Raw genomic sequence first — 24,913 nt, forward strand, 5'->3', positions numbered from 1 at the left:
ATTAAAATCCCAGGCTAGACAGCAGATCGTCCACATCATCCTGACCATTGACCACATCGGAACGAGTCTCAGGGTTCATGATGGGGCCTTCAGCTTCAATCCCGCTTACAGGAAGGCTGCGAGAAGAGTGCTCAGCAGATGCCTCACCAAACATAGTCAGCATTTCTATTAATTTAGTTTCAACTTCCTGAACCAACTTGATGACCTTGCGGATCATCTGGCCGGTCAAATCCTGAAAATCTTGCGCCATCAGGATTTCTGTCAGCAGTTGCCGTAATTTATCGGCATCAGATTCAGAAGCCTTAATGAAATCATCCAGTTGGTGACACAAAGACTTGAACTGCCCAACACTCATCTCTCTGCTCATCAGGGCATTCCAGTTGGGCAGAACAAGCTGAATATTGTCATTTAGTCGATCGGCAATCGGTAGACTGGCTTCCACGGCATCCATGGTGCGATTGGCCGCTTTGTCCGTCATGTCGATGACATAACTGAGTCGCTCCCGCGCATCGGGGATTTCATGGGTGGCCAGATCGGGGATCCGTGGATCTAGCCGAAAATCTTGTAGGGAATCATGCAGTTGTCGGGTCAACTGACCCACTTTGTCAAACAGGGCCGCCGCATTGGGAGCACACGCATCGGCGATGAGAGTGTCGGCCTGTTCAAATTCACCTTGCTCAAGATGGGCAACAAGCATCCTTGCCTGATCGAGCGAAATCATTGCACTCGTTTTGGCCTTCATCCCTGCTGCTCCTTAGCCGATTCGTTCAAAGATTTTGTCGAGTTTCTCTTTGAGCGTTGCAGCAGTGAAAGGCTTGACGATATAGCCATTGACGCCGGCCTGGGCAGCTTCAATGATCTGCTCGCGTTTCGCTTCGGCAGTCACCATCAGCACCGGCAGGTGTTTGAGTTTGTCATCGACACGAATAGCCTTGAGCAGGTCTATACCTTGCATGCCCGGCATGTTCCAGTCGGTCACGACAAATTGAAAATCACCATTTTTCAACATTGGCAAGGCCGTGTTGCCATCGTCTGCTTCGTGGGTATTGTTGAATCCCAAGTCACGCAGCAAGTTCTTGATAATCCGGCGCATCGTTGAAAAATCGTCAACAATGAGGATTTTCATGTTCTTGTCCAAAATTCCCTCCTAAATAGCCGCCAGAGCGGCTCACTTACATGATGCAGATCGCAGGTTTTGTTTTGCGGATTATGCCTTAGAGTTTTGTTTCAGTGTAGCCAGTACAAACACTTATACATGCCAATCTCTTAAACGCGCGCGTAATCTGTGCATCGCCTGACTGTGTATCTGGCTCACGCGAGACTCGCTGACGTTCAATACCTCGCCTATTTCACGCAAGTTCAGTTCTTCATCGTAGTAAAGGGAGAGCACCAGCGCTTCCCGCTCCGGCAAGCGGCCAATGTGTTCGGCCAGCGCCCCTTGAAAACGCTCGGCGGCCAGTTCATCAAACCCGTTGCTGCCCGGCTCGTCATCGGGGTGGCCAATGACATCCTCGCTGACGCCAAGATCTTCGATGCCGATGATCTTGCCGCAGGAGACATCCTGCAGCATGGCGTGATACTCACCAAGGCTGACCCCCATCTGGGCGGCTACCTCGCTATCGCGGGCATCACGGCCATGGGCTTGTTCAACATTTTCGATGGCTTCGGCGATGGTACGGCTGTTGCGGTGGACCGAACGCGGCACCCAGTCACCCCGCCGGATCTCGTCGAGCATGGAACCGCGGATGCGGATCCCGGCGTAGGTTTCAAAGCTCGCCCCCTTGCTGCCGTCAAAATTGCGGGAGGCTTCGAGCAATCCAATCATACCTGCCTGGATCAGGTCATCCAGCAAGACACTGCTTGGCAGGCGAGCCAACAAATGCTGGGCGATCCGTTTCACCAGCGGAGCATGACGCTCGACCAGCACATAGGAATCCTGATGACGCAAGTACGCTTGGGCTTTATTCACGGGAACCTTCCTGTGCTATGACCGGCTTTTGCAGCAAATTTTCCAGGAAAAATTCGAGATGACCGCCGGGTTGGTTAGGAATGGGCCAGCTTGCCGCCTTGTTGGCCAGCGCTCTGAACGCCAGCGCGGCCGGGGACTTGGGGAAGGCTTCGACAATCAGCTTCTGCTTGCGCACGGCGGCTCGCAGATTGGTGTCGTAGGGGACGCAGGCAACCAGTTCCAGCGAGGTATCCAGGAAACGGTCGGTGACCCGGGTCAGCTTGGCATAGAGTTCCTGCCCTTCACGCAAGGATCGAACCATGTTGGCCACCACCTTGAAGCGGAAGACGCCGTGCTCCTTGGAAAGGATCTTGATGAGGGCGTAGGCATCCGTGATGGAGGTCGGTTCATCGCACACCACCACCATGATGTCCTGGGCCGCACGGGTGAAGCTCAGCACCATGTCGGAGATGCCGGCAGCCGTATCCACCAGCAGGATGTCGACCTGGGTCTTCATCTCGCTGAAAGCGCGGATAAGCTCGGCGTGTTGCACCGGCGAGAGCTCGACCATGGACTGGGTACCCGAGGTGGCCGGCACTATCATCATGCCGTAAGGACCCTCGACGATGATGTCGTCGATGGTGCACTCGCCGGCCAGCACGTGGGACAGGTTGCGATGCACCCGCAGCCCCAGCATGACGTCCACGTTGGCCAGGCCAAGGTCGGCGTCCAGTACCATCACCCGTTTGCCCTGGGCGGCCATGGCTCCCGCCACGTTCAGGGTCACGTTGGTCTTGCCGACGCCCCCCTTGCCACCAGACACGGCGATCACTTTTACTCGATTGTTTTGACGCATTTTGCGCAGACCACTCGCCTGATCCATATACATGTTACTCATAAAACTCCGAATCTTCGGCCTCGCCAAAGCCTGTGCCCCAGAAATAGGGTTCTTCTGTTTCCCGCTCCAGCGAGCCCATGGCAGCGCCGACGAGCTGTGCCGCATTGGCGACCTGAATATCTTCCGGAACCCTTTGTCCATCAGTGATATAGCTGATGGGCAATGCATTCTGGATACACACGTTAATCACTTCGCCCAGATTCAGACTCTCATCCAATTTGGTAAGTATGCAGCCGCTCAATGGAATACGCCGGAAATGGTCCACCGCTTCCTGCATCACCCGACGCTGGGAGGTGGCCGACATCACCAGGTAACTGCGGATGCGCACCTTGGCATTCTTGACCAGGGTATCGAGCTGCTCGGTCAGCCGAATATCCCGCTGCCCCACCCCGGCGGTATCGATGAGCACCAGCCGGCGGTGGCGGAACTGATAGAGCGCATTGGCCAGCTCCTCGGCATCCCGCACCTGCCGCACCGGGCAGCCCATGATGCGACCATAGGTCTGCAACTGCTCATGGGCACCGATCCGGTAGTTGTCGGTGGTGATGAGCGCCACCTGCTCGGCGCCATACTTCATGGCAAACCGCGCCGCCAGCTTGGCAATGGTGGTGGTCTTGCCCACCCCGGTCGGCCCGAGCAGGGCAACCGCCCCGCCCTGCCGCAGAATTTCGTCTTCGCTGATCTTGAGCTGGGCCGTCAACACCTCGGCCAACTGGGCCATGGCCTGATGGATCGACATATCCTCGGGGATAAGGCCAGCCAGCTGATCGGCAAAGGCATCGTCAAACCCTATCTTCTTGAGCTCCTTGATGAGCAGGGCACGCATCGGCTCGCGACGCTCCACCTCCTGCCACATCAGGCCGGAGATCTGGTGCTCCAGCAGCTTGCGGATGCTGGCCATCTCCTTGCGCATCCCCTCCATCTCCTGATCCCGCTGGGGGGATTGGGGAGCACGGCCAGGCGCGGTGGCTCTCGCTTTCGGTTTGGCGGGCTCGGGAGCTGCTCCCCATTGTCCCTGTTCGGCCAGAGTGCGGGGCGCGCCGCTGGCAGCAGCCGACGGGGCGCCGCTCTGGCCCGCCTGACCGTTCTGGGCCGGGTTCAGCTTCTGCTGGCGTGCCAGCAGGGCGGCCAAGGTGTCGGCATAATGTTCGTTCTGCTCCTGGGCCGGACTCGGTGCAGGGCGGGTCATCTGCCGTCCGGCAGACGAGATATTGACGCTCTCATCGTTCAACTGACGGCGAACCGGCGCATCTTTGGGTCCCGGAACCTGGGATTGATAATCGACAGCGGCGACTATCTCCACCCCACCGGTGACCTTCTTGTTGGACATGATGACGGCATCGGGCCCGAGAGTCTCCTTGACCTCGGCCAGAGCCGTTCGCATGTCCTTGGCAAAAAACCGCTTAATCTTCACCCGTCATCTCCGCTAACTAGTTCTGTCCTACCGCACTGACGATGCGGATTTGCTTGTCATCAGGCACTTCCTGATAAGACAGAACGCGCAATCCAGGAATGGCATTCTTGACAAATTTCGCCAGGGTATTGCGCAGTATCCCTGATGTCAGAAGCACGGCCGGTTGGCCTTCCAGTTCTTGTCGTTGAGTGGCTTCCACCAGCGAGCGTTGCATCCGCTCCGCCAGACCCGGCTCGATGCCCGCACCATCACCACCCCCTGCCTGCAGGGATTGATGCAATATACGTTCCAATTCCGGCGCCAAGGTGATCACCGGCAGTTCGGGATCCGGGCCGGCAATCTCTTGCACGATCAGCCGGCGCAGGGCGATACGGCAGGCCGCCGTCAGCACTTCCGGATCCTGGCTGCGCGGGGCATATTCCACCAGGGTTTGCAGGATAGTGCGCATATCGCGGATTGGCACGCCTTCATTGAGTAAATTCTGCAATACCTTCACGAGGTTACCCATGCTGATGACCTCAGGAACCAGCCCTTCCACCAGCTTGTTCTGGTGCTTCCCAATCATGTCGAGCAACTGTTGTACTTCGTCATGGCCCAGCAGCAGGGCGGCATGGTTGGAGAGGATCTGGCTCAGGTGAGTGGCCACCACGGTCGCGGTATCCACCACTGTGTAGCCAAGGGTCTGCGCCTGGGAGACCTGCTCCTTGGCAACCCACACCGCCTCCAGTCCGAAAGCGGGATCCCGGGTTGCAACCCCCTGGATCTGGCCGAACACCTGGCCCGGATTGATGGCCATTTCCTTATCATGGTAAACATTGGCCTCGCCGGTGCTGACTCCCATCAAGGTGATGCGATATTGGTTCGGGGCAAGATCCAGGTTGTCGCGGATATGCACCGCAGGCACCAGAAAACCCAGCTCCTGGGAGAGCTTCTTGCGCACCCCCTTGATCCGGTTGAGCAGCTCACCGCCCTGGTTGCGATCCACCAACGGGATGAGTTGATAACCCACCTCCAGCCCGATGATGTCCACCGGCATCACGTCGTCCCAGCTCAGGTCTTTCTGCTCGTGGGTCTGCTCCGAGCTCGCCGGCATCAGCTCACCCTTGGCCACCTTGGCCGCCAGCTGTTTCTCGCGGCGCAGCAGCCACCAGGCACCGGCGGCGGCGATGGCACCCAGACTCAGGAAGGCAAAGTGCGGCATGCCGGGTACCAACCCCATCATCAGCAAGATACCGGCCGAGATGATCAGGGCTTTGGGATTGTCGAACAACTGGCCCAGCACCGCGGTGCCCATGTCCTGATCCGTGTTCTGCCGGGTCACTATGATGGCGGCAGCGATGGAGAGCAGCAGCGACGGGATCTGGGCCACCAGACCGTCACCGATGGCGAGCAGGGTATAGATCTGGGCCGCTTCGCTGAAGGTGAGCTGGTGCTGCACCATGCCGATGATGAAGCCGCCCAGGATGTTGATGAAGAGGATCATGATCCCCGCCACCGCATCCCCTTTCACGAATTTCGAGGCACCGTCCATGGAGCCGTAGAAGTCGGCTTCCTGGGTCACGTCCTGGCGGCGCTTCTTGGCCTCTTCCTGATTGATGAGGCCGGCGTTCAAGTCCGCATCGATGGCCATCTGTTTGCCGGGCATGGCATCCAGGGTGAAGCGGGCGCTCACCTCGGCGATCCGCCCTGCACCCTTGGTGATCACCACGAAGTTGATGATCATCAGGATCGTAAAGACGATGATGCCGACCGTGTAGTTGCCACCGATCACCACGTTGCCGAAGGCTTCGATCACGTGGCCGGCCGCCGCACTGCCGTTGTGGCCTTCCAGCAGCACCACCCGGGTAGAGGCGACGTTGAGTGCCAGCCGCAGCAAGGTGGCGAGCAGCAAGACGGTTGGAAAGGCGGCAAATTCAAGCGGGCGGCGGGTGTAGACAGCCACCAGCAGCACCACGATGGAGAGCGCGATGTTGAAAGAAAACAGGATATCCAGCATCAGCGGCGGAATGGGCAGCACCACCATGCCAAGAGAGGCCAGCACCAGCAGTGGCGTCCCCACGCCCTTGGTCAACAGCCACTTGTACTCTTTGATACGGCCCAATGATGCCTGGAGTTTCATCGTTTTTCTCAATCTCAAACCGCTGATGCCAGATTAAAGCAAACATCAAGCCAATAATACAAGATATTGAAATACAATGATTTTATTTTTACTGTGTCAGAAGTTTGTCATTTGCGGAATTCGGTTGGAATGGGCAGATCCTTGGCCAGCGGATTGGGGCGGCGACCACGGCCACGACGGAACTTCTGGAGCTGATAGACATAGGCCAGCACCTGGGCCACGGCAGCAAACAGCCCTTCCGGGATCTCGTGACCAATCTCGGTGGCGTGGTAGATGGCGCGGGTCAACGCCGGGGACGGCATCACCGGGATCTCGTACTCCCTGGCTATCTCTCTGATCTTCATCGCGATTTCATCGGTGCCCTTGGCCACAACCTTGGGCGCGCTGCCCGGCTTGGCCGTATCGTACTTGAGTGCCACCGAGTAGTGCGTCGGGTTGGTGATCACCACGTCCGCCTTGGGCACATCCCCCATCATGCGGCGCATCGCCATCTCCATCTGCAAGCGGCGGATCCGCCCCTTCACCTCGGGTTTGCCTTCGCTGTCCTTGAACTCGTCCTTGACCTCCTGCTTAGTCATCTTGAGCTGGCGCATGTGGTTCCACTGCTGGAACGGTACGTCGATGGCCACGATGGGAATGAGGGCGCAGCAGAGGATGATCAGCATCCACAGCAGCAGATCCAGTGCGTCTATGATGCCGCCTGGGTAACCCTCGAGGGAGAGATTGAGCAGGTGGTTGAACTGGCTGGAGAGCATCCACCAGGCGAACAGGGAGATGAACACCACCTTGGCGATGGACTTGACCAGCTCGACCAGGGATTGCACCCCGAACATCCGCTTGATGCCGTTGAGCGGGCTCAGCTTGCTCCACTTTGGCAGCATGGCCTCGGAGGAGAAGTTCATCCCCCCCATCAGAGTGTTGCCCACGAAGGCGGCGATGGCCACCAGCATGAACAGCAGACCGAGGGGGTGCAGCAGCTCCCGCAGCAGGGCAGGCAGCATGGTCATCATGGCATTGGGATCGAACGCCTGATCCCGATCCAGGGTGAAGCCCATGGTGAGTACCTTGACCATGGCACCGGCCAGGCTCTCCTTGACCATCAGCAGGCCAAACACGGCCGCCAGCAGGACGCTGGCGGTACCCAGCTCCTTGGATCGTGCAATCTGCCCTTTTTCCCGGGCTTGTTGCAGTCGTTTGCCCGTGGGTTGTTCGGTACGTTCCTGATCGGTATCAGCCATGCTGACCCCCGCACAGGTCGAGGCAATCAGGCATCAAAGCCGCCTGAGCGCCGTTGTTCAGTTGCACCATGCCAACAGGGCAGGTCCAGGCAATCAATCTCGGGCAAGGGAGCCCACAGCCTGCCGCCGGCATCTTACTGGCCCCCCAGGCACTGGGTGCCGATGAGGGTGCAGCTGGTCTCCTGCACCCGCTCCCACATGCTGTCGAAATGGCCGAGGAAGCCACCTATGGTCAACCAGAGGATCAGCAGGCCCGACATCATGCTGACCGCAAAGCCGATGCTGAAGATGTTGAGCTGGGGTGCGGCACGGGTCATGACGCCGAAGGCAAAGTTGATGAGCAGCAGGGCGACGATGGCGGAGAGCGCCATCACCAGCGAGGCCTGATACATGACCCCGAGAAAACCGATCAGATCGCGAATGGAGGGCAGGCTGAGGCCGCTGTCCGACACCGGCAGGGTATCAAAGCTCAGCACCACCATGCGCAACATGATGAGGTGACCATCCACCGCCAGAAATACCAGGGTCGCCAGCATCAGGTAGAACTGGCCCACCACCGGTGCCGACTGGCCGTTCATGGGGTCCACCAGGGTGGCGAAACCCAGACTGGTCTGCATGGCGATGATCTGGCCAGCCATCACGAAGCTCTCCATCAGAAACTGGGTCATGAGGCCGAGCGCGACCCCGATGAGCAACTGCTGGCCCAGCACCAGAAAACTGCCGACCGAGAACAGCTCGATCTTGGGCATAGGGGGGAGCAAAGGGGCAATCATCAGGGTCAGCGCCAGCGCCAGGCTGATGCGCACGCGAGCCGGCGTCAGCCGGCTACCAAACACCGCCATCACCATCAGCAGCCCGCTCACCCGCGCCAACGGCCAGACGATGGAAGACAACCACTCCATGATGAGAGCGGTTGTGTAGGTCATCCCGGCACCTTGCGGGCCATCGAGGCCGGCAACGGGCGCAGCAGGCCGCTCTGCTCGAGCGAGCCCTTCATCCCACCACCTCCGGAATTTGGCTCACCATCAGCAGGAAGAAGTCCATCAGACTCTGCAAGCCCCAGTGCGCCCCTGCCCCCAGTGCAAACAGGGTGACGATGAGGCGGGGCAAAAAGCTCAAGGTCTGTTCGTTGATGGAGGTGGCCGCCTGGAAGATGGCCACCAGCAAACCGACGCAGAGGCTCGGCAGGATCACGGCACACACCATGATGGTGACCAGCCAGAGCGCCTCGCGAAACACGTCGATAAAGGTTTCAGGACTCATGCCGTTCGCTCCTTGCGTTGCTCGCCCTTAACCACCGGCACCCAGCCCGAAGCTGTTGGCCAGGGATCCCAGGATCAGATTCCAGCCATCCACCATGACGAACAACATCAGCTTGAATGGCAGGGAGACCAGCATCGGCGACAACATCATCATCCCCATCGCCATCAGGATACTGGCCACCACCAGGTCTATCACCAGGAACGGCAGAAACAGCATGAAGCCTATCTGGAACGCGGTCTTGAGCTCGCTGGTGACAAACGCCGGGATCAACACCCGCAGCGGCACGTCGGCGGGCTTGTCCACCTGCACGTTCGCTATCTCCATGAAGGTGTTGAGATCCTTGATCCGGGTCTGGGCCAGCATGAACTGGTGGATGGGTAGCTCGGCCTTCTCCAGCGCCTCCTTGGCCTGGATGGTCTCGGCCAGATAGGGTTGCAGCGCCTCGTTGTTGATGCGATCCAGCACCGGCGACATGATGAAGAACGACATGAACAGGGCAATGCCGATCAACACCTGGTTGGAGGGGCTCTGCTGCAGACCGATGGCCTGGCGCAGAATGCCGAGCACTATGATGATGCGAGTAAAGGAGGTCATCATGATGACGATGGCCGGCAGGAAGGAGAGCGCCGTCATCAGCGCCAGCACCTGCAGGGTCAGGCTGTATTCCTGGCTGCCATCCGCCATGGTCTTGATGGTGACTGCCGACATGCCGTCCTGGGCCAGCGCCAGCGGCGAGCAGAGGATCAAGAGGGATAACAGGCCGACCAGCAGCCCACCGTGCGGCCGTGAGCCGTTAGCTTTTTTCATGCTTGCCCATCAATTTGCCAAGCTGCTGGGAGAACGCCTGGGGCTGGCTCTCGTCCAGCGGCTCTTCCAGACGATAGAGAAAGTTGACCTGCTGCGGCGTCACCCCAAGCAACAGCTGCTGTTCGCCCACCTTGACCACCAGCAGCTTCTCCTTGTAGCCCACCGGCAGGCTGGCGATGACCCGCATCTGGCCGCCCCCCATGGCGGTGGCAATCTTGCTCTTCTTGAGCAGGAAACCGAGCACCAGGATGAGGCCGATGACCATCAGGCTGGAGAGCAGCCAGGAGGTGAGGCTGGGCGGATTGGCACCCGCACCGGGTTCAGCCAGTGCGGGCAAGGACAACAGCAACAACGGGGAGATGCGGATCATTTGAGTTTCTTGATCCGTTCAATCTGGCTGATGACGTCGGTCAACCGGATACCGAACTTGTCGTTCACCACCACCACCTCGCCGTGGGCGATCAGGGTGCCGTTGACCAGTACGTCCAGTGGCTCGCCCGCCACCCGATCCAGCTCCACCACCGAGCCCTGGTTGAGCTGCAGCAGGTTGCGGATGCTGATCTGGCTGCGGCCCACTTCCATGGCGATGGTCACCGGAATATCCAGAATGGTATCCAGCTTGCGCCGCTCCTCGGCACTGATGGGGGCATCATCCTTGAGCTCTTCGAGGGGAGCGGGCTTGGCTTCGGCAGTCACCTGCTCTTCCAGCGCGGCTGCCCAGGCGTCCGCCATCAGATCCTCTTCATCAGTTCCGCTCATCTTGAATTCCTTATGCTGCTTTCTTGACGGCCTGCCAGCGCAGATCGCCGTTTATCGTTGTTGATCTTCGATGCTGCGCTCGAGCTCTTCCAGCTCGGCCTCGCCATCGATGCGTACACCGCCCCGGGTCACCAGATGCATCTCGGTCTTGACCCCTTCCGGGCGCTTGAGTTTGTCGGTGATTTTGAGCGCCACATTGTCCTTGGTCCGCCCCATCTTGGCATGGAAAGTGGGCAAGTCCTCCACGAACACCAGCAGGTTCTCCGGCATATCTACCGGGATGATGTCGCCGGGTTGCAGCTCCATCAGCTCGCGCAGGGTGAGCTCGGTCTCCAGCAACTTGGCCCGCAGCTCCACCTTGACGTCCATGATCTCGTCGCGCAGCGCCTTGCTCCAGCGCACGTCGGTGTCGCCCTTGTCGCTCTGCACACCAGCATCCAGCAGCTCGCGGATGGGCTCCAGCATGGAGTAGGGCATGGCCACATGGAAGTCACCGCCACCGCCATCCAGCTCGATGTGGAACGAGCTGACCACGATCACCTCGGTGGGGCTGACGATGTTGGCCATGGCCGGGTTTACCTCGGAGTCGAGGTACTCGAAGCCCACGTCCATCACCGGCGCCCAGGCGTCCTTGTAATCCTCGAACACCAGCTTGAGCAGCATCTGGATGATGCGCCGCTCGGTGGGAGTGAACTCGCGCCCCTCGATCTTGGCGTGGTAGCGGCCGTCGCCACCGAAGAAGTTCTCCACCAAGATGAAGACCAGCCGCGCCTCCATGGTGATGAGCGCCGTCCCCTTGAGCGGGCGGAAGCGCACCATGTTGAGGCTGGTCGGCACGAACAGGGTGTGCACGTACTCGCCGAACTTGAGCATCTGCACACCGTTGATGGAGACCTCGGCGGTGCGGCGCATCATGTTGAACAGGCTGATCCGCATGTGGCGGGCGAAACGCTCGTTCACCAGCTCCAGGGTCGGCATGCGACCACGGACGATGCGGTCCTGAGAGGAGAAGTCGAACTGGGCGACGCCGGGATCCCCCGCCGCGCCTATCTCTTCCTCTTCGACATCATCGACCCCGTGCAAGAGGGCATCAATTTCGTCCTGACTTAACAGATCGCTCACGCTTCACCCTTATTGCATGACAAAGCCGGTAAACAGCACTTGTTCGATAACGGGGGAAGAGACCAGGTCATTGAGCACCCGACGGCACTCTTCCAGTGAATCCTTGCGCAGCTTCTCCTTGCCCTCGAAGGTCATCAGCTGCTCGCTGGTGGCCGCACTGAAGACCCGCAACAGGGTGCCTTCGATGAGGGGGATATTCTGCTTGGCCAGCGTCTCGTCGGCGGTGCCGCGCACCATCAGCTGGATCTTGATCTGCACCAGCCGGTCACGCTGACCACCGGAGACGTTGAACACGAAGGGGCGCGGCATGCCCACGTAGAGCGAAGGCTGAGGCGCCGCCTCTTTGGGCTTGGCATCTTTGCCCTCCCCCGCGGCCTCGGCCGCCGGTTTATCGCCGCCGGATAGCATGAACCAGGCGCCGGCCCCACCGCCACCCAGCACAATCACGGCCAGGGCGATAATCATGATCAGCTTCTTTTTCTTGCCTGCCGCCGGGTCTTTCAGCGTCAGTTCGTTATCGTCTGCCATCCCTTGTCCACCCTAGTCTCAAACTTGTTCGATATCATAAACTTACTCGGGCTGGCATCAAGCATAGAAATCAATTCCGCTGTCGTTTGTCGATTCCGTCGACAAACGCATGCCGGCGCCCGTGACCTCTGCCTCAGTTTGGCCTGTTTCGGCAAAAGATCCGCTGCCTTTTTGGCCTTGCTGACCCTGACCGGCAAACGCCGACTGGCCCTGTGACTGCTGCTGCGGCTGTTGTTGCACCAGGGTCTGACCCAGCTGGATGCCCTGTCCAGCCAGCATATCACGCAGCCGGGGCATGGCCTGCTCCAGCATTTCCCGGGTCTGGCCGTGCTGCACCACGAAATGGACGTTGGCCTGGCTGTCTGCCCCCATCTGTATCTGGATCTTCATCTTGCCAAGGCCGAGGGGATCGAGCTGGATCTCCGCCTGCTGCAGCTTGTCCGCCAGCATCAGGTTGACCTTCTGGTGCAACTGGGCCGGCGCCTCCGGATCGGCCAACTTGAGGTGGGGCAGGTTGGCGGGCTCGCGCCGCGCGGCCGCTTCGGTGGCCGCCGGCCGATTGTCATGACCCACCGCCTGGGGCTGGCTGTTCTGCTGGACCTGCTGGCTGCGGCTGTTCTCCGGGGTGGTGGTCGTCTCACTGCTCTCCTGAGCACCGCCGCGAGCCAACTCTGCCACCTTCTGCTTCACGTCAACTTTCACCTCGCTGCGGGCCATGGGTGCGTCGCTGCGCTCGGTGGCTTCCATCTGCTTGAGCCCGGCTGACAGGCTTGCCAGGGACGCTTGCGGGCCCTGCGGCTCGCTGCTGGCGAGCACCTGTTGCGGCGCCACCAGCACGGGTTCGCTGGCGGGAGCGGTGGCCGGCGCCGGTGCGCCGCTGCTGGCGGCAGGAGCAGGCTGACCCTCGGCCTTGGCGGCCACCGGCTTGGACTGCCCATCCCCCTCAGTGGCGGTCTGCGTTGGCGCCTTGTCAGCAGCGGCGCTGCTCGAGCCGTCATCGGTGCGGGTCACCCCATCTTCAAACGCTCTGGCGGCGCCGGGCTGAGTGGCCACGGCCTGGTGGGTGGCCTGCAGCGGAGCGGTTTTTACCGGCTCTTCCTTGCCCGCCATGGGCGGCACCACAGGCTTGGCCCCTTTGTCGGCGCCCTCCAGCGGGATCTTGGTGTCATTCTCACCCTGTTCGCTTAACGCGGCGGCGGGCACCTTGCTCAACAAGGCCGCCCGCTCGGCGGTGGAGAGCTCGCTTTTGCTCCCCTTGGTCTCTTTGCCACTGCTATCGGCCTGTTGGTCGGCATTGGCGCCGCTCTCCTTGCCGCTTCCCACTTTTCCGGTTTCTTGCAACTGAGCCGTCAGGGCGGCGTCATCCGTCATGGCGGCATCCGGCTGCGCGGCCTTCGCATCAACCGGCACACTGGTTTCTCCCGTGAGCAAGCTGGCAGCCTGGCGGGCCAGCGCGGCGGCACTGGTCGTCGCCCCCTGTTTGTCGCTGCTGCCGGCAAGCGGCTGGGTGAGAGTGGCCGAAGCCTCGGCCGACTCGGCGTCCGCGCCCTTCTGCGGCAACATCTTGCCGTCCGTCTCAACGACGGGAGCAGTGGCGACCAGATTGATGGCCGTTGGGGCGACCAGGGAGGTGTCCTGTTTGAGGGCATCCTGCAGACGCTGCAAGAAATCGTTGGGGGTGAGAGCGGGGTCGGGCTCACTCCCCTTCTGTGGTTTGTCGTCGGCGCTACCGGCCTCTTCGGCCTCATTCGCCAAAGATTTGGCAGCCTCACTCTTGGCGGTCGGCACCGGCTTGTTGCTCTCCGATGCACCAGCACTCCCCTGCTCGGCGCCGGGCCGGGCCGGGGCCTTGCCATCGGCTTTGGCATTAACCTTGTCAGCCTGCTGCACCCGGTTCATCACCTCGGAAAAGCCAGCCTTGCCGTCGCTCTGCAACGCCCCTTCACCGCCATCCTGGCTCGCCGTCAGCACAGCGCTCTTGTCGGCAGCGGCAGCTGTCGGCGCGGCGGGGGAATTGGTTAACAGTGTCTGCATCATGGTGAAGATTCCTGGCGACATTCGGCTTCGGGTTTATCCTCAGCTCCCCGGGGGAAGTGAGGCGCACACGGGATGGCAAGAAGAAAGCAAGTTACAGGCCAGAATGGTGGAAACGGCGCAGCATGGCGTACTCGTCCAGCATCTTCTGCTCCTGGCGCTGGGCTTTCTGCTGCTCGCGGCCCGCCTGCTTGGCCAGCAGCAACTCCACCGCCTTGCGCCGCTGCTGCGCGGCCAACCACTCCTCGCGGCGCAGTTCCAGCGCTTGGCGTACCTGCAACACCCCTTCGTACTGCTGGGTGGCTGCCTGCTCGAGCTTGTTGATGAAGGCGTGATACTGGCTGTTCTGCTGGGCACCTATGCCCTGCAGGCCGCGGTCGGTCCACTGCTGGTGGTAAATCTGGCGGTACTGGTTGAGCGCGTCCTGCTGCTCCATGAAGATTTTCAGATCCTGCTGGGCCTTGGCCAGCGCCAGCGCCGCCTGCTGTTCGGCCTCCACCAGCCGCTCCGACAACATTACCAAGCCTTTACTCATGGGCACGCCTCCCTCTTATCTTCTCGTCAACGCATCAGCGGCATAGCCACCAGCTGCAGGGCCTGCAGGCCCGCATCGTAGTGAATGACCTCGCGCATGCCTTGTTGCAAGAACTGATCCAGATAGGGTTTTTGGATGATGGCGCGGTCGATGCGGGGGTCGGAGCCCTGGCTATAGGCACCGATGGTGATGAGATCGCGGTTCTGCTGGTAGAGGGAGTAGAACTGCTTGAGGGTGCGCGCCAGCTCCATGTGTTCCGGCGAGGTCACCATGGGCATCACCCGGCTGATGGACTTTTCGATGTCGATGGCCGGGTAGTGGCCCGCATCGGCCAGCTCGCGCGACAACACGATGTGGCCGTCGAGGATGGCCCGCGCCGCATCGGCGATGGGATCCTGCAGATCGTCCCCTTCCGTCAGCACGGTGAAGAAGGCCGTGATCGAGCCCTGGCCGTCGCTGCCGTTGCCGGCCCGCTCCACCAGTGCCGGCAATTTGGCGAACACCGAGGGCGGATAGCCCTTGGTGGCCGGCGGCTCGCCCACTGCCAGGGCGATCTCACGCTGGGCCTGGGCGTAACGGGTGAGCGAGTCCATCAGCAGCAGCACGTTGAGCCCCTGATCGCGGAAATACTCGGCGATGGCCAGCGCCGTCTCACACCCCTTAAGCCGCATCAGCGGCGAGGCATCGGCCGGCGCCGCCACCACCACGGAGCGGGCACGCCCCTCCTCCCCCAGGATCTCCTCGATGAACTCCTTCACCTCGCGGCCCCGTTCGCCGATGAGCCCCACTACCACCACGTCGGCCACCGAGCCACGGGTCATCATGCCGAGCAGCACGGATTTGCCGACGCCGGAGCCGGCGAACAGCCCCATCCGCTGGCCTTGCCCCACGGTCAGCACGGCGTTGATGGCGCGCACCCCCACGTCCATCGGCTGATGGATCGGGCGGCGGGAGAGCGGGTTGATGCGGTGCTGGGCAAACTGCACCGTCTGGGAAGAGAGGATAGGGCCGAGCCCGTCCAGCGGCTGGCCGATGCCGTCGATGACCCGGCCCAGCAGGTTCATGCCGACCGGAATGCCGTGCTCCTCGGTGATGGGCACTACCCGGGCACCGGGAATGACCCCCTTGAGCTGTTCGCTTGGCATCAGAAACAGCCGATCGCCGGAGAAGCCCACTACTTCGGCCTCCAGCGAGCCATCCTGGGTATCGATGCGACAGAGTGCCCCGATGGCGGCGCGGCAGCCGATGGCTTCGAGGGTCAGCCCCACCACCCGGGTCAGCTTGCCGGCCACCGGCGGTTTGGGGGCGATATCGCGTACCCGATACCCTTGCAACCGATTGAGTAATGAGCCGCTCATCCGGCCTCCTGAGATATGACGTTGAATGGGTAGAGAAAGCAGACGGGCCGCCCCCTGGCAGCCCGCATGCCCTTAGCCACGGGCATCCTGCGATGCATTGTCACGCAGGAAGTTGCGCAGCAGCTGATCGATGCGCCCCGCGAGGGTCAGATCGATGCTGGATAGCTCGGTGGCCAGCTGCAGATCGCCGGGGAAGAGGGTGGGATCGCTTTGCAGCCGCCAGTGGCGCTTGGCGCACTCCTCGGCGCCGAACGCCTGCTCGACCCGGGCCAGATCGTCCGGGTGCAGCATCAGGGTGACCCCCAGTTCGGCGGCCGGCAACAGCGCCAGCCCCTGCTTGAGCGCTTCGAGCAACAGCCGGGGCGAGGTTTCGGCCTCGTGACGAATGAGGGCACGGGCCAACTGCATCACCAGGGCGATGAGCTGCTGCTCCACCGCGCCGTCCAGCTCCTTGAGCGGGTTGGCGAGGCGATCGATCAGCCCCTGCCAGTGGCTCATCTGCTGATCCACCAGCTCGCGACCGAGGGCCAGCCCCTCCTCCTTGCCCTGCTCCAGCCCGGCGGCATGTCCCTGCTGCAGGCCTTCCAGCTTGCCCTCTTCGAGCCCCTTGGCGTAACCGGCTTCACGCCCCTCGGTCATCCCCTCTTCCCAGGCGGCCTGGCGAATTGCTTCGAGCTCCTCGGCAGTGATGCTGGGGGCCGGCTCCTCCACCGGTTCTTCGACCGGGACCTCTTCTTCCTGCCGATACCAGTCCGGCGTCAGCCCGAGGGCGTTGGTCTCGACCTCGGCCTCGACCTCCATCTCGGGCCAGCCCCAGGTCTGGACCTGGCTCTCATCCCCGTCGGGTCTGACATAACCGCGCAGCTTGTTGTTGTTCATCTGTCTGCCGCACTCCTCGCCATTCTACTGCCCGGTCTGCTATTCACGCCGACGTGGCCGCTCATCAGAGGAACTCCTCGCCGCCACCGGCACCCAGCATGATCTCGCCGGCATCCGCCAGACGGCGGGCGATGGAGAGGATCTCCTTCTGGGCGGCTTCCACTTCGGAGACCCGGATCGGCCCCATGGCCTCCAGATCGTCCGCCAGCATCTCGGCGGCCCGCTTGGACATGTTCTTGAATACCTTCTCGCGCATCTGATCGTCGGAGCCCTTGAGCGCCCGTTGCAGAAGATCCCCCGGCACTTCCCGCAGCATGGTCTGGATGCCGCGATCGTCCACATCGATGAGGTTTTCGAACACGAACATCAAATCCTGGATCTGCTGGCTCATCTCCTCGTCCGACTCGCGGATGGAGTCCATCAGCTGGCCTTCGATGTTGGTGTCGAGGTAGTTCATGATGTTGGCAGCCGCCTTCAGGCCGCCCATCTTGGCTGCCTGGGCACCCGCCGCACCGGCGAACTGTTTCTCCATGATGTCGTTGAGCTCTTGCAGTGCCGCCGGTTGCACCTCTTCCAGGTTGGCGATACGCATCACCAGATCGAGGCGTACCTGTTCCGGGAACTGGCTCAGGATCTCGGCCGACTGTTCCGGCTCCAGATACGAAAGGACGATGGTCTGGATCTGCGGGTGTTCGTTCTGGATGATGCTGGCCACCTGGCGGGCATCCATCCACTTGAGCGAGTCGAGGCCGCGGGCACCTGAACCCAGAATGATCTGGTCCACCAGGTTGCTGGCCTTGTCTTCGCCAAGAGCGGCCACCAGCGCCTTGCGCACGAAATCTTCGCTGCCGATACCGATGTTGGTGTACTTCTGGATGTCGTCGATGAATTGACGGTGCACCGCCGCCACCCGGTCGTGACTGAAATCCGACATGGAGGCCATCGACATGCCGAGCCGCTGCACCTGCTTGGGCTCGAGATGGCGGAAGATCTGGGCGGCATCCTCTTCGTTGAGGCTCAGCATCAATACCGCCGCCATCTCCATCCCGCTCATCTGATCCAGGATCTGGCGCTGACTGTCGGTGATGTCATTGCCGGTGACCTGTGTCTTGTTTTCGTCAGCCATCTTTGTTCGCTACCCATTCTTTAATGACCTGTGCGGCCAGATCCGGTTCGTTCGCCACCAGCGCACGTACCGCCTTGAGCAAGTCCTCGTCACGGTGCAGATCCGGCAGTTTCAGATGGCCATCACGTACCCCGAACACCGGCTCGGATTCAGCCTGAGCCGCCAGCAGACTGAGCTCGTCATCCCCACCCAAGACGGTGTGGTTGTCGAAGTCCAGTTCCCCTTCCGGCTTGGCATCCGGATAGAGCAGGCGCTTGAGCATGGGCCGCACCACGGTGACGATCAACACTATGATGACCAGCACGGAGGCGGCAATGCGCACCGCACGCCAGAACCAGGGCTGCTCGTAGAGCGGCGCTTCGGCCACGCTTTCGAGCTCGGGCCGGTTGAACGGGATGGCGACCACCTCCAGAGTATCACCACGGGTCACATCAAAGCCAAGGCCACCGCTCAGCAGGCGACGCAGGGTATCGAGTTCGGGCTGGGTACGGGGCTCGCGGGTCACCTTGCCATCGGCAGCGGTAGACGCCTTGTAATCCACCGCCACCGAGACGGTCATGCGGCGAATGCCACCCATCTGACGCCGGATATGGCTGACGGTGGTATCCAGTTCGAAGTTGCGGGTCGCCTCCTTGCGGGAGCGGCCGGAAGAGGAGGCGGTCGTTTCGGCATTGGGGCCGGTCGCCTGCTGCGGAATGTTGGAGGCGGCAGGCGGCTGGTTGGAGAGGGCGCCGGGCACGCCGCCGTTGCTGCCGTTGGCGCTGTTCTCTTCCATGGTCATTTCGGAGCGCACCGCCGGCAAGTCCGGGTTGTAGGTCTTGCGGGTCTGCTCCTGCTGGGAGAAGTCGAGGGAGAGATCGACCTCCGCCGTATAATTGTCGGCGCCGAGCACCGGGATCAGGATGGCGTCAATTTTTTGTTTGTATTCCAGCTCCTGCTTCTGCTGCATCGCAAACTCCTTGCGAGTCTGGGCAGAGACGGGATCCTGGGAGCCCGAATTGAGCAGGCGGCCGTTCTGGTCGGTCACAGTGACGCGGGTCGGCTCCAGACCGTGCACCGCGGAGGCGACTATGTCGACGATGGAGTCCACTTCACCCTGGCCGAGGGCATTGCCCTTGAGGCTCAGCACCACAGTCGCGCTGGGTTTGCGTTCGTTGCGGGCAAACACGTTGTCTTTCGGGATGGCCAGCAGCACCTGGGCCTTGGCCACGTTCTGGAACTGCTCGATGGCGCTGGCCAACTGACGCTCGCGGCTCAGTTTGAGACGCTCGCTCTCCATCCGCTGGCTGACGCCGAAGCTGGAGTCCTTGAGCAGGATGTCTTCCCCGTCACTGGTAGTGTCGGTGGCGTTGGCCAAGCCGGCACGGGTCAGCGCCAGCCGGATGCTGGAGTAGTTCTCGGCACTGACCAGCACGCTCTTGCCATCCACCTGATAGGGGATCTTCTGCTGATCGAGGTAGTCGAGGGTCTTGACCAGCTCCTGGGTGGTGTAGGTGCCAAGGGGCCGCATGTCCGGCTCCTTGCCCCACAGCAGGATGAAAACGGCGATCGCCAGACAGATGGCCAACCCCAGGATCAGGGTGATCTGACGCAGCACATCCGTGTTGGACAGAAAGCCGAGTGCTGAACTCTTCTGCTCATTCTCATCGAGGGCGGCACTGCCCTCATCGTTCATCAGCAGTTCGCCGTTTTGGTCATTAGCCACGATTTATGTCCTTATTGCTGACATGTTCATGATGTTCAGTTGCCATGGTGAGCGCGCTTATACCGGCATGTTCATAATGGTCTTGTAGGCATCGACCATCTTGTTGCGTACCTGCACCGTCGCCTCGAAGGCGATGGAGGATTTCTGCCCGGCGATCATCACCTCGGACAAGTCGACCGAGTTGTCGCCCATGTCAAAACGGGTACGCAGATCGTTGGCGGCCCCCTGCAACTCGTTGACGTTGCCAAGGGCCTGTTGCAGCAACTGGCCAAAGTCGGACGTAACCTGGCGGCCAGGCTGGGTCAGCGGCGTGGCGCCGGCTTCGACCTTGAGAGCCTGCATCTCTTGCATCAGGCTGCTTGCACTAATTTCCATATTCCATCCCCAGACAAATCATTGACGCTGTCAGGGTGTAAGCAATTAGGGTGCCAACAAGTAGAAAACCACCAGGCAAGCGGGATGAGAGGGGGTAAGCAGCCCGTAACAGGCGATGCGAGGGCAGATTATTTGCCAAGTGACGACCTTCCCGCCAGCCAGCAAGATGCGGGCCGACGGAAAAGGCCGGAAAGCGGGTGACTAGCGGGTCAGATCCTTGTCCACCCAGTACTTGGAGCCAGAGATGTTGGCATCGAGCAGCAAGCCTTTCTCGCCGATCTGGTAGATGGCCATGCCACCGTTGTACTTGGCGCTGAGCTCGGCGCTCTCCTTGCCCGCCACGGCCCCCATCTCGGAGGTGGCCTCCCAGCCTTGGCTGACGAAGGCATCGAACCTGGCCTTGTCTTCAAACAGGATCACTTGCTGGTAGAACTTGCCACCGAGCCCGGCCGCGAGCCCGGCACCGAACATCTTCATGTAGGTGTGCTTGCCGCTGGTGCGATTGACCGCCACCCCCGCCCCCTGGTTGGTGTGCAGCATCAGGGAGAACTTGCGCGAGTCGAACACCGCATAGCCATAAGCCTTGTCAAACAACAGCTTGGCCGAGGGTTGCTGGTTGAACAGCCGCACCAGGGCGGTGTCGGCCATGGTATCGAGGGCAAGCCGCGCCTCGTCGGCCGTCTTGGGCTCGAGCATCTCGTCGAGCTTCTTGTCGGCCACCGTCAGCCACTCCTTGCCGGTCGCCACGCTCTTGTCGGTCCAGGCGCCGGCGGTGTTGAACGCCTCCGAGCCCCACTGGGAAACCGATGCCCAGGTCGCCTTGGAGAAGTCGGTGACACTCTGCCACGCCTCCTTGCTGGTGTCGCTCACCGCGCTGCCGAGCTCGCTCGCGGCCGCCTTCACCTTGGCCCAGTCAGCCAGACTGGGGGCCGACGCCAGCGCCATGGCCGTTGCTATCACCAGGAATCGAATCTTCATGCTGTGCTCCACCCTTTGTGATGAGTTGATGGTCACAGTAGCAGATCTGGCCAGAGCCGGATAAGCCCAATGGCACGAGGCGGGTCAATCAGTGACGCTCGTCATGATGGGCTCTATCCGATTGGCAACCTTGATGAGGCAGAGCCAGCCGCCGCTCTCACGCTATCTCGGGCAGAGTCGCAACAGGGCAAAACGAGGTAGAGCAAGTCATGACACCAGGCTCGCCGCCTAGCTGGCAGCGGGCTCTCGGTATTGCTGATGGATGGCGCGAAACGCCTCCTTGTTGCACAGCGCCGCGGCGACGCAGGCGGGGTCGAACTGGCTGCCGGCGTGGGTTTCGAGGTAGGCAAAGGCCGCTTCGAACGTCCAGGCCTGCTTGTAGGGCCGCTCGCTGGTGAGTGCATCGAACACGTCGGCCACCGCGACGATACGGGCCTCCAGCGGGATCGCCTCCCCCGCCAGCCCCTCCGGATAGCCCTGACCGTCGAAGCGCTCGTGGTGATAGGCGATGATGTTCTTGAGCATGTCGGTGTGATGGATGCCGTCGAGGCCAAACTCGCTGATCATCAGGGCGATCATCTCCCGCCCCTTGAGCGGGTGGATCTTCATCACCCCGTACTCCTCTGGCGTCAGCTTGCCGGGTTTGAGCAAGATGGCGTCGGGCACCGCAATCTTGCCGATGTCGTGCAGCTCGGAGAAGAGATAGATGAACTCCACCTCCTCGTCGCTCAAGGGATAACGGGTGGTCACGGCGCGGGCGATGAGCCGTGAATAGGCCGACATCCGGTGCAGGTGATTGGCGGTCTCTTCATCCCGGTAGCGGCTGAACTCCCGCGCCGTGGTAAGCGCGCCGCTCAGGGTCTGAATCGAGAAAAATTCCACTGCGATGATGGCCGCCAGGATCTGGGCGTATGCCGCCAGTTCGCCGCGAATGGCGGGGTCGAAGTAGCCAGGCTCCCTGGCATCGCAAAACAGAAAACCGAACAGCTTGCTGTTGAACAACAGCGGCTCGGTGTAGCTGGATTCATAACCGGCCGCCAGCAGCTTGCGGCTGTGCTCGGAGGGGGAGCCCAGCAGCGAATCCAGCGTGTCGAGCACCCTTGCTTGCCGGTGTTCGGCCAGATAGCGCAGAGAGGGGACGTCGCTCAGCTTGACCTCGTACTGCACCAGCGGGGAACTTCCCTCGGTGCTGTGGGCGAAGGTCTTGAGCCTGTCCGTGTGCTGGTCATAAATTGCGATGGCCACCCGGCTCAACTTGTCAAACCGCTGCCTGAGCGTGGCGTGCACGTTCTGCATTCTCTCGCCAAATGAGCTGTCCATCCCGTCCTTCCTTCCAGTCTGCCTGCAGGGAGTATAGTGACACCCGTCTTCCTGCTCTCGCAAAATTGAGTTGAAACTCAACAGACAGCGAACTGACGGGGCAAGGGTGCCGCCATCGGCCCGTATCGGCTCAAAACGGGCCGGCCTGGGCACAATCCTGCCTCGCCGGAGATATTGTTCGATTCCGCCGTGCCGGCTGTATAGTTTTTGGTTAGCCATTCCGGTAAAATCCGCGCCCTAAAACTAGAGCCACCTAAGAGTGATTGAGCGATGTCCAACACAAAACAGGCCCCCAAAGTAGGATTCGTCTCCTTGGGTTGCCCCAAAAATCTGGTCGATTCCGAGCGCATCCTGACCCAGCTGCGTACCGAAGGGTACGACGTGGTGCCCAGCTATGACGATGCGGAAGTGGTGGTGGTCAACACCTGCGGCTTCATCGACAGCGCGGTACAGGAGTCTCTGGAAGCCATCGGCGAGGCCCTGGCCGAGAACGGCAAGGTGATCGTCACCGGCTGCCTCGGTGCCAAAGAGAACCAGATCCGCGAGATCCATCCCAAGGTGCTCGAGATCACCGGTCCCCACGCCTATGAAGAGGTGCTGGGCCACGTCCACAAATACGTCGAGAAGCCGACCCACAACCCCTTCACCAGCCTGGTGCCGGCCCAGGGCGTCAAGCTGACCCCCCGCCACTACGCCTATCTGAAAATTTCCGAAGGCTGCAACCATCGCTGCACCTTCTGCATCATCCCCTCCATGCGCGGGGATCTGGTGAGCCGTCCCATCGGCGAAGTGCTGGCCGAAGCCAAGCGCCTGAAAGAGGCCGGCGTGAAGGAGATCCAGGTGATCTCCCAGGACACCTCAGCCTACGGCGTGGACGTCAAACACCGCACCGGTTTCTACGACGGCATGCCGGTCAAGACCAGCATGGTGGCCCTGTGTGAAGAGCTGGCCAAGCTCGGCATGTGGGTGCGCCTGCACTACGTCTACCCGTACCCCCACGTGGATGACGTCATCCCCTTGATGCGCGATGGTAAGGTACTGCCCTATCTCGACATCCCGCTGCAGCACGCCAGCCCGCGCATCCTCAAACTGATGAAGCGCCCGGGCACGGTCGAACGCACCCTGGAGCGCATCCAGAAGTGGCGCGAGATCTGCCCCGAGATCACTCTGCGTTCCACCTTCATCGTCGGCTTCCCCGGCGAGACCGAAGAAGAGTTCCAGATGCTGCTGGACTTCATCGACAAGGCGGAGCTGGACCGGGTCGGCTGCTTCAAGTACAGCCCGGTCGAAGGCGCCAAGGCCAACGAGCTGCCGGATCCGGTGCCGGAAGAGGTGCAGGAAGAGCGCTTCCAGCGCTTCATGGAGCTGCAACAGCAGGTTTCCATCCGCAAGCTCGCCCGCAAGGTCGGCAAGGAGATGCTGGTGCTGATCGACGAGGTGGATGAAGAGGGTGCCACCGGCCGCTCCGCCGCCGATGCCCCCGAGATCGACGGTCTGGTCTACCTGAACGGTGAAACCGGCCTCAAGCCCGGCGACATGGTCAAGGTCCGCATCGATGAAGCGGACGAGTACGACCTGTGGGCCAGTCTCATCGACTGATCCCCGACAAGCGCCAACAAAAAAGCCAGTCAGTGACCCTGACTGGCTTTTTTATTGATTGCGCGAACTGGCTATACAGGCAGAGCAGCAGTATCAAGCATCACTGGACCACCTTTTCTGACGAGGACGGGACGCCGGTATCCGCCACCATCACCAGCACATGAAGGCCTTTATAATGGACCTCCTCAAGAGCCTTGAAACCATGACGGCAATAAACGCCACCGGTCAGGTTCTCGGTTTGCAAGTACAGCTTGCTGATCCCCGCCCTGCGGGCACGGCTGAGGATCTCTGTTACCAGCAAGGAGGCGACCCCCTGCCCGCGCGCTTGTTCAACCACATAGACCCCACCCAACCAATGCTCGTACTCGGGAAACATCGCCATTTCGCGGATCTTCAGCTCGGCAGCCCCTACCCATTCACCGGCCTGGCGGGCCAGTACCATCAGCGGAGCTCGATCAACCTGGGTGGCCGCCGTGACCTTGGCCAGTACCTGGTCTTGCGTGCAGCGACCAGTGTCGCGGCACCATTCGTCAAAATACCATGAGGCAACCACGCCTGCGGCAGATGGCGCATCCGCCAGTAACACCAACTCCATAAAATCCTCTTTTGTCTATGACCCCTGACCAGCAGGGGAGGGATGAACAGGGCGAGGCGAAACCCAGAGTCGCGCCAGCGGACGTCAGCCTCGGCGGCAGCGAGTCTCCAGGACTCGTCTGCCCCAGACCAGGTTACCGAATGGATATCATAACCAGCCGGGGAGCGGAAGCTGGCCATGCCTGAAAAGGCAAGTGCGGCCTCAGCCATTGGCAGAGCCTGTGATGAGCGGCGAGCAGGCTGCGCTAAGGAGCCGGTAGCCCAGGCGCGCCTTCCCGTCGTCACGCACCGCCAAGGACGCTCACGCCCACCGT

General features: G+C 61.2%; 25 protein-coding genes. 1 reads left to right on the plus strand and 24 read right to left on the minus strand.

Annotated elements, in window-relative coordinates:
* Nucleotide 1 precedes the first annotated feature (1 nt).
* From PG900_RS07300 to PG900_RS07410, 23 genes are all read right to left on the minus strand, one after another.
* Nucleotides 2–742 (minus strand): protein phosphatase CheZ, encoded by a 741-nt coding sequence (locus PG900_RS07300; RefSeq protein WP_011705289.1) that lies wholly within the window; start codon nucleotides 740–742, stop codon nucleotides 2–4.
* Between the two features lie 12 nt (nucleotides 743–754).
* Entirely contained in the window at nucleotides 755–1,126 is a 372-nt protein-coding gene (gene cheY, locus PG900_RS07305) for a chemotaxis response regulator CheY (protein WP_005298814.1), read from the minus strand.
* 123 nt (nucleotides 1,127–1,249) lie between these two features.
* Nucleotides 1,250–1,969, minus strand: a complete 720-nt coding sequence (locus tag PG900_RS07310) for an RNA polymerase sigma factor FliA (protein WP_017409955.1) — start codon at nucleotides 1,967–1,969, stop codon at nucleotides 1,250–1,252.
* Nucleotides 1,962–2,837 (minus strand): MinD/ParA family protein, encoded by an 876-nt coding sequence (locus PG900_RS07315; protein ID WP_010634619.1) that lies wholly within the window; start codon nucleotides 2,835–2,837, stop codon nucleotides 1,962–1,964. The genes PG900_RS07310 and PG900_RS07315 overlap by 8 nt, the downstream gene beginning before the upstream one ends.
* 1 nt (nucleotide 2,838) lies before the next feature.
* Nucleotides 2,839–4,260 carry a flagellar biosynthesis protein FlhF gene (gene flhF / locus PG900_RS07320; protein WP_227289922.1) on the minus strand — a complete coding sequence of 474 codons (1,422 nt, stop codon included), beginning with the start codon at nucleotides 4,258–4,260 and terminating at the stop codon, nucleotides 2,839–2,841.
* A 16-nt stretch (nucleotides 4,261–4,276) separates the two neighbouring features.
* Nucleotides 4,277–6,379: a flagellar biosynthesis protein FlhA gene (gene flhA / locus PG900_RS07325; RefSeq protein ID WP_041217136.1), complete on the minus strand. Its 2,103-nt coding sequence runs from the start codon at nucleotides 6,377–6,379 to the stop codon at nucleotides 4,277–4,279.
* 107 nt (nucleotides 6,380–6,486) lie between these two features.
* Entirely contained in the window at nucleotides 6,487–7,617 is a 1,131-nt protein-coding gene (gene flhB, locus PG900_RS07330) for a flagellar biosynthesis protein FlhB (RefSeq protein WP_270801926.1), read from the minus strand.
* Nucleotides 7,618–7,751: 134 nt separating this feature from the next.
* On the minus strand, nucleotides 7,752–8,543 hold the full coding sequence (gene fliR / locus PG900_RS07335) for a flagellar biosynthetic protein FliR (RefSeq protein WP_011705283.1): 792 nt from the start codon (nucleotides 8,541–8,543) through the stop codon (nucleotides 7,752–7,754).
* Between the two features lie 67 nt (nucleotides 8,544–8,610).
* Nucleotides 8,611–8,880, minus strand: coding sequence for a flagellar biosynthesis protein FliQ (fliQ, locus tag PG900_RS07340; protein WP_011705282.1), 270 nt, complete (start codon nucleotides 8,878–8,880; stop codon nucleotides 8,611–8,613).
* Between the two features lie 27 nt (nucleotides 8,881–8,907).
* A complete protein-coding gene (gene fliP, locus PG900_RS07345; protein ID WP_011705281.1) occupies nucleotides 8,908–9,687 on the minus strand; it encodes a flagellar type III secretion system pore protein FliP in 780 nt (259 codons plus the stop codon).
* Nucleotides 9,674–10,057, minus strand: coding sequence for a flagellar biosynthetic protein FliO (gene fliO, locus PG900_RS07350; protein ID WP_270831184.1), 384 nt, complete (start codon nucleotides 10,055–10,057; stop codon nucleotides 9,674–9,676). Before fliO ends, fliP begins: the two co-directional genes overlap by 14 nt.
* A complete protein-coding gene (gene fliN / locus PG900_RS07355; protein ID WP_011705280.1) occupies nucleotides 10,054–10,446 on the minus strand; it encodes a flagellar motor switch protein FliN in 393 nt (130 codons plus the stop codon). Before fliN ends, fliO begins: the two co-directional genes overlap by 4 nt.
* Nucleotides 10,447–10,497: 51 nt before the next feature.
* Entirely contained in the window at nucleotides 10,498–11,568 is a 1,071-nt protein-coding gene (gene fliM, locus PG900_RS07360; RefSeq protein ID WP_039215301.1) for a flagellar motor switch protein FliM, read from the minus strand.
* Nucleotides 11,569–11,577: 9 nt separating this feature from the next.
* The gene (gene fliL / locus PG900_RS07365) at nucleotides 11,578–12,096 is read right to left on the minus strand and encodes a flagellar basal body-associated protein FliL (RefSeq protein ID WP_011705278.1); all 519 of its coding nucleotides are present in this window, start codon (nucleotides 12,094–12,096) and stop codon (nucleotides 11,578–11,580) included.
* Between the two features lie 57 nt (nucleotides 12,097–12,153).
* The gene (locus PG900_RS07370; RefSeq protein WP_270831185.1) at nucleotides 12,154–14,133 is read right to left on the minus strand and encodes a flagellar hook-length control protein FliK; all 1,980 of its coding nucleotides are present in this window, start codon (nucleotides 14,131–14,133) and stop codon (nucleotides 12,154–12,156) included.
* 91 nt (nucleotides 14,134–14,224) lie between these two features.
* Nucleotides 14,225–14,665 (minus strand): flagellar export protein FliJ, encoded by a 441-nt coding sequence (fliJ, locus tag PG900_RS07375; protein WP_011705276.1) that lies wholly within the window; start codon nucleotides 14,663–14,665, stop codon nucleotides 14,225–14,227.
* 26 nt (nucleotides 14,666–14,691) lie between these two features.
* Nucleotides 14,692–16,023, minus strand: a complete 1,332-nt coding sequence (gene fliI / locus PG900_RS07380) for a flagellar protein export ATPase FliI (RefSeq protein WP_011705275.1) — start codon at nucleotides 16,021–16,023, stop codon at nucleotides 14,692–14,694.
* A 72-nt stretch (nucleotides 16,024–16,095) separates the two neighbouring features.
* The gene (gene fliH / locus PG900_RS07385; protein WP_270831186.1) at nucleotides 16,096–16,902 is read right to left on the minus strand and encodes a flagellar assembly protein FliH; all 807 of its coding nucleotides are present in this window, start codon (nucleotides 16,900–16,902) and stop codon (nucleotides 16,096–16,098) included.
* A gap of 64 nt (nucleotides 16,903–16,966) precedes the next feature.
* A complete protein-coding gene (gene fliG, locus PG900_RS07390; RefSeq protein WP_011705273.1) occupies nucleotides 16,967–18,028 on the minus strand; it encodes a flagellar motor switch protein FliG in 1,062 nt (353 codons plus the stop codon).
* Nucleotides 18,021–19,733, minus strand: coding sequence for a flagellar basal-body MS-ring/collar protein FliF (gene fliF, locus PG900_RS07395; protein WP_270831187.1), 1,713 nt, complete (start codon nucleotides 19,731–19,733; stop codon nucleotides 18,021–18,023). Before fliF ends, fliG begins: the two co-directional genes overlap by 8 nt.
* Nucleotides 19,734–19,790: 57 nt before the next feature.
* Entirely contained in the window at nucleotides 19,791–20,108 is a 318-nt protein-coding gene (gene fliE / locus PG900_RS07400) for a flagellar hook-basal body complex protein FliE (RefSeq protein ID WP_029301485.1), read from the minus strand.
* Nucleotides 20,109–20,309: 201 nt separating this feature from the next.
* Nucleotides 20,310–21,086, minus strand: a complete 777-nt coding sequence (gene befA / locus PG900_RS07405) for a beta cell expansion factor BefA (protein ID WP_043124314.1) — start codon at nucleotides 21,084–21,086, stop codon at nucleotides 20,310–20,312.
* Between the two features lie 228 nt (nucleotides 21,087–21,314).
* Nucleotides 21,315–22,406 (minus strand): HD domain-containing phosphohydrolase, encoded by a 1,092-nt coding sequence (locus tag PG900_RS07410; RefSeq protein WP_270831188.1) that lies wholly within the window; start codon nucleotides 22,404–22,406, stop codon nucleotides 21,315–21,317.
* A 270-nt stretch (nucleotides 22,407–22,676) separates the two neighbouring features.
* On the opposite strand from PG900_RS07410, the gene rimO reads away from it, so the two are divergent.
* Entirely contained in the window at nucleotides 22,677–24,005 is a 1,329-nt protein-coding gene (gene rimO / locus PG900_RS07415) for a 30S ribosomal protein S12 methylthiotransferase RimO (protein WP_270831189.1), read from the plus strand.
* Nucleotides 24,006–24,105: 100 nt separating this feature from the next.
* Here the strand turns inward: rimO and PG900_RS07420 are convergent, their stop codons facing one another.
* Complete coding sequence (locus PG900_RS07420) at nucleotides 24,106–24,600, minus strand: GNAT family N-acetyltransferase (RefSeq protein WP_270801937.1); 495 nt, start codon at nucleotides 24,598–24,600, stop codon at nucleotides 24,106–24,108.
* Nucleotides 24,601–24,913: the final 313 nt, after the last annotated feature.

Origin of the sequence: Aeromonas sp. QDB03 (genome assembly GCF_027707985.1) — a bacterium.
Lineage (GTDB): Bacteria > Pseudomonadota > Gammaproteobacteria > Enterobacterales > Aeromonadaceae > Aeromonas > Aeromonas hydrophila.

What these genes read in the sequence shown, in the direction of transcription:
- fliG (WP_011705273.1), bottom strand. Translation starts at nt 18,028, where the DNA reads ATGGCTGACGAAAACAAGACACAGGTCACCGGCAATGACATCACCGAC.
- fliN (WP_011705280.1), bottom strand. Translation starts at nt 10,446, where the DNA reads ATGAGCGGAACTGATGAAGAGGATCTGATGGCGGACGCCTGGGCAGCC.
- fliL (WP_011705278.1), bottom strand. Translation starts at nt 12,096, where the DNA reads ATGGCAGACGATAACGAACTGACGCTGAAAGACCCGGCGGCAGGCAAG.
- PG900_RS07410 (WP_270831188.1), bottom strand. Translation starts at nt 22,406, where the DNA reads ATGGACAGCTCATTTGGCGAGAGAATGCAGAACGTGCACGCCACGCTC.
- flhA (WP_041217136.1), bottom strand. Translation starts at nt 6,379, where the DNA reads ATGAAACTCCAGGCATCATTGGGCCGTATCAAAGAGTACAAGTGGCTG.
- PG900_RS07315 (WP_010634619.1), bottom strand. Translation starts at nt 2,837, where the DNA reads ATGTATATGGATCAGGCGAGTGGTCTGCGCAAAATGCGTCAAAACAAT.
- fliQ (WP_011705282.1), bottom strand. Translation starts at nt 8,880, where the DNA reads ATGAGTCCTGAAACCTTTATCGACGTGTTTCGCGAGGCGCTCTGGCTG.
- fliH (WP_270831186.1), bottom strand. Translation starts at nt 16,902, where the DNA reads ATGAACAACAACAAGCTGCGCGGTTATGTCAGACCCGACGGGGATGAG.
- rimO (WP_270831189.1), top strand. Translation starts at nt 22,677, where the DNA reads ATGTCCAACACAAAACAGGCCCCCAAAGTAGGATTCGTCTCCTTGGGT.
- fliP (WP_011705281.1), bottom strand. Translation starts at nt 9,687, where the DNA reads ATGAAAAAAGCTAACGGCTCACGGCCGCACGGTGGGCTGCTGGTCGGC.
- PG900_RS07420 (WP_270801937.1), bottom strand. Translation starts at nt 24,600, where the DNA reads ATGGAGTTGGTGTTACTGGCGGATGCGCCATCTGCCGCAGGCGTGGTT.
- fliO (WP_270831184.1), bottom strand. Translation starts at nt 10,057, where the DNA reads ATGATCCGCATCTCCCCGTTGTTGCTGTTGTCCTTGCCCGCACTGGCT.
- befA (WP_043124314.1), bottom strand. Translation starts at nt 21,086, where the DNA reads ATGAAGATTCGATTCCTGGTGATAGCAACGGCCATGGCGCTGGCGTCG.
- fliJ (WP_011705276.1), bottom strand. Translation starts at nt 14,665, where the DNA reads ATGAGTAAAGGCTTGGTAATGTTGTCGGAGCGGCTGGTGGAGGCCGAA.
- cheY (WP_005298814.1), bottom strand. Translation starts at nt 1,126, where the DNA reads ATGAAAATCCTCATTGTTGACGATTTTTCAACGATGCGCCGGATTATC.
- flhB (WP_270801926.1), bottom strand. Translation starts at nt 7,617, where the DNA reads ATGGCTGATACCGATCAGGAACGTACCGAACAACCCACGGGCAAACGA.
- fliI (WP_011705275.1), bottom strand. Translation starts at nt 16,023, where the DNA reads ATGAGCGGCTCATTACTCAATCGGTTGCAAGGGTATCGGGTACGCGAT.
- fliE (WP_029301485.1), bottom strand. Translation starts at nt 20,108, where the DNA reads ATGGAAATTAGTGCAAGCAGCCTGATGCAAGAGATGCAGGCTCTCAAG.
- PG900_RS07370 (WP_270831185.1), bottom strand. Translation starts at nt 14,133, where the DNA reads ATGATGCAGACACTGTTAACCAATTCCCCCGCCGCGCCGACAGCTGCC.
- PG900_RS07300 (WP_011705289.1), bottom strand. Translation starts at nt 742, where the DNA reads ATGAAGGCCAAAACGAGTGCAATGATTTCGCTCGATCAGGCAAGGATG.
- fliR (WP_011705283.1), bottom strand. Translation starts at nt 8,543, where the DNA reads ATGACCTACACAACCGCTCTCATCATGGAGTGGTTGTCTTCCATCGTC.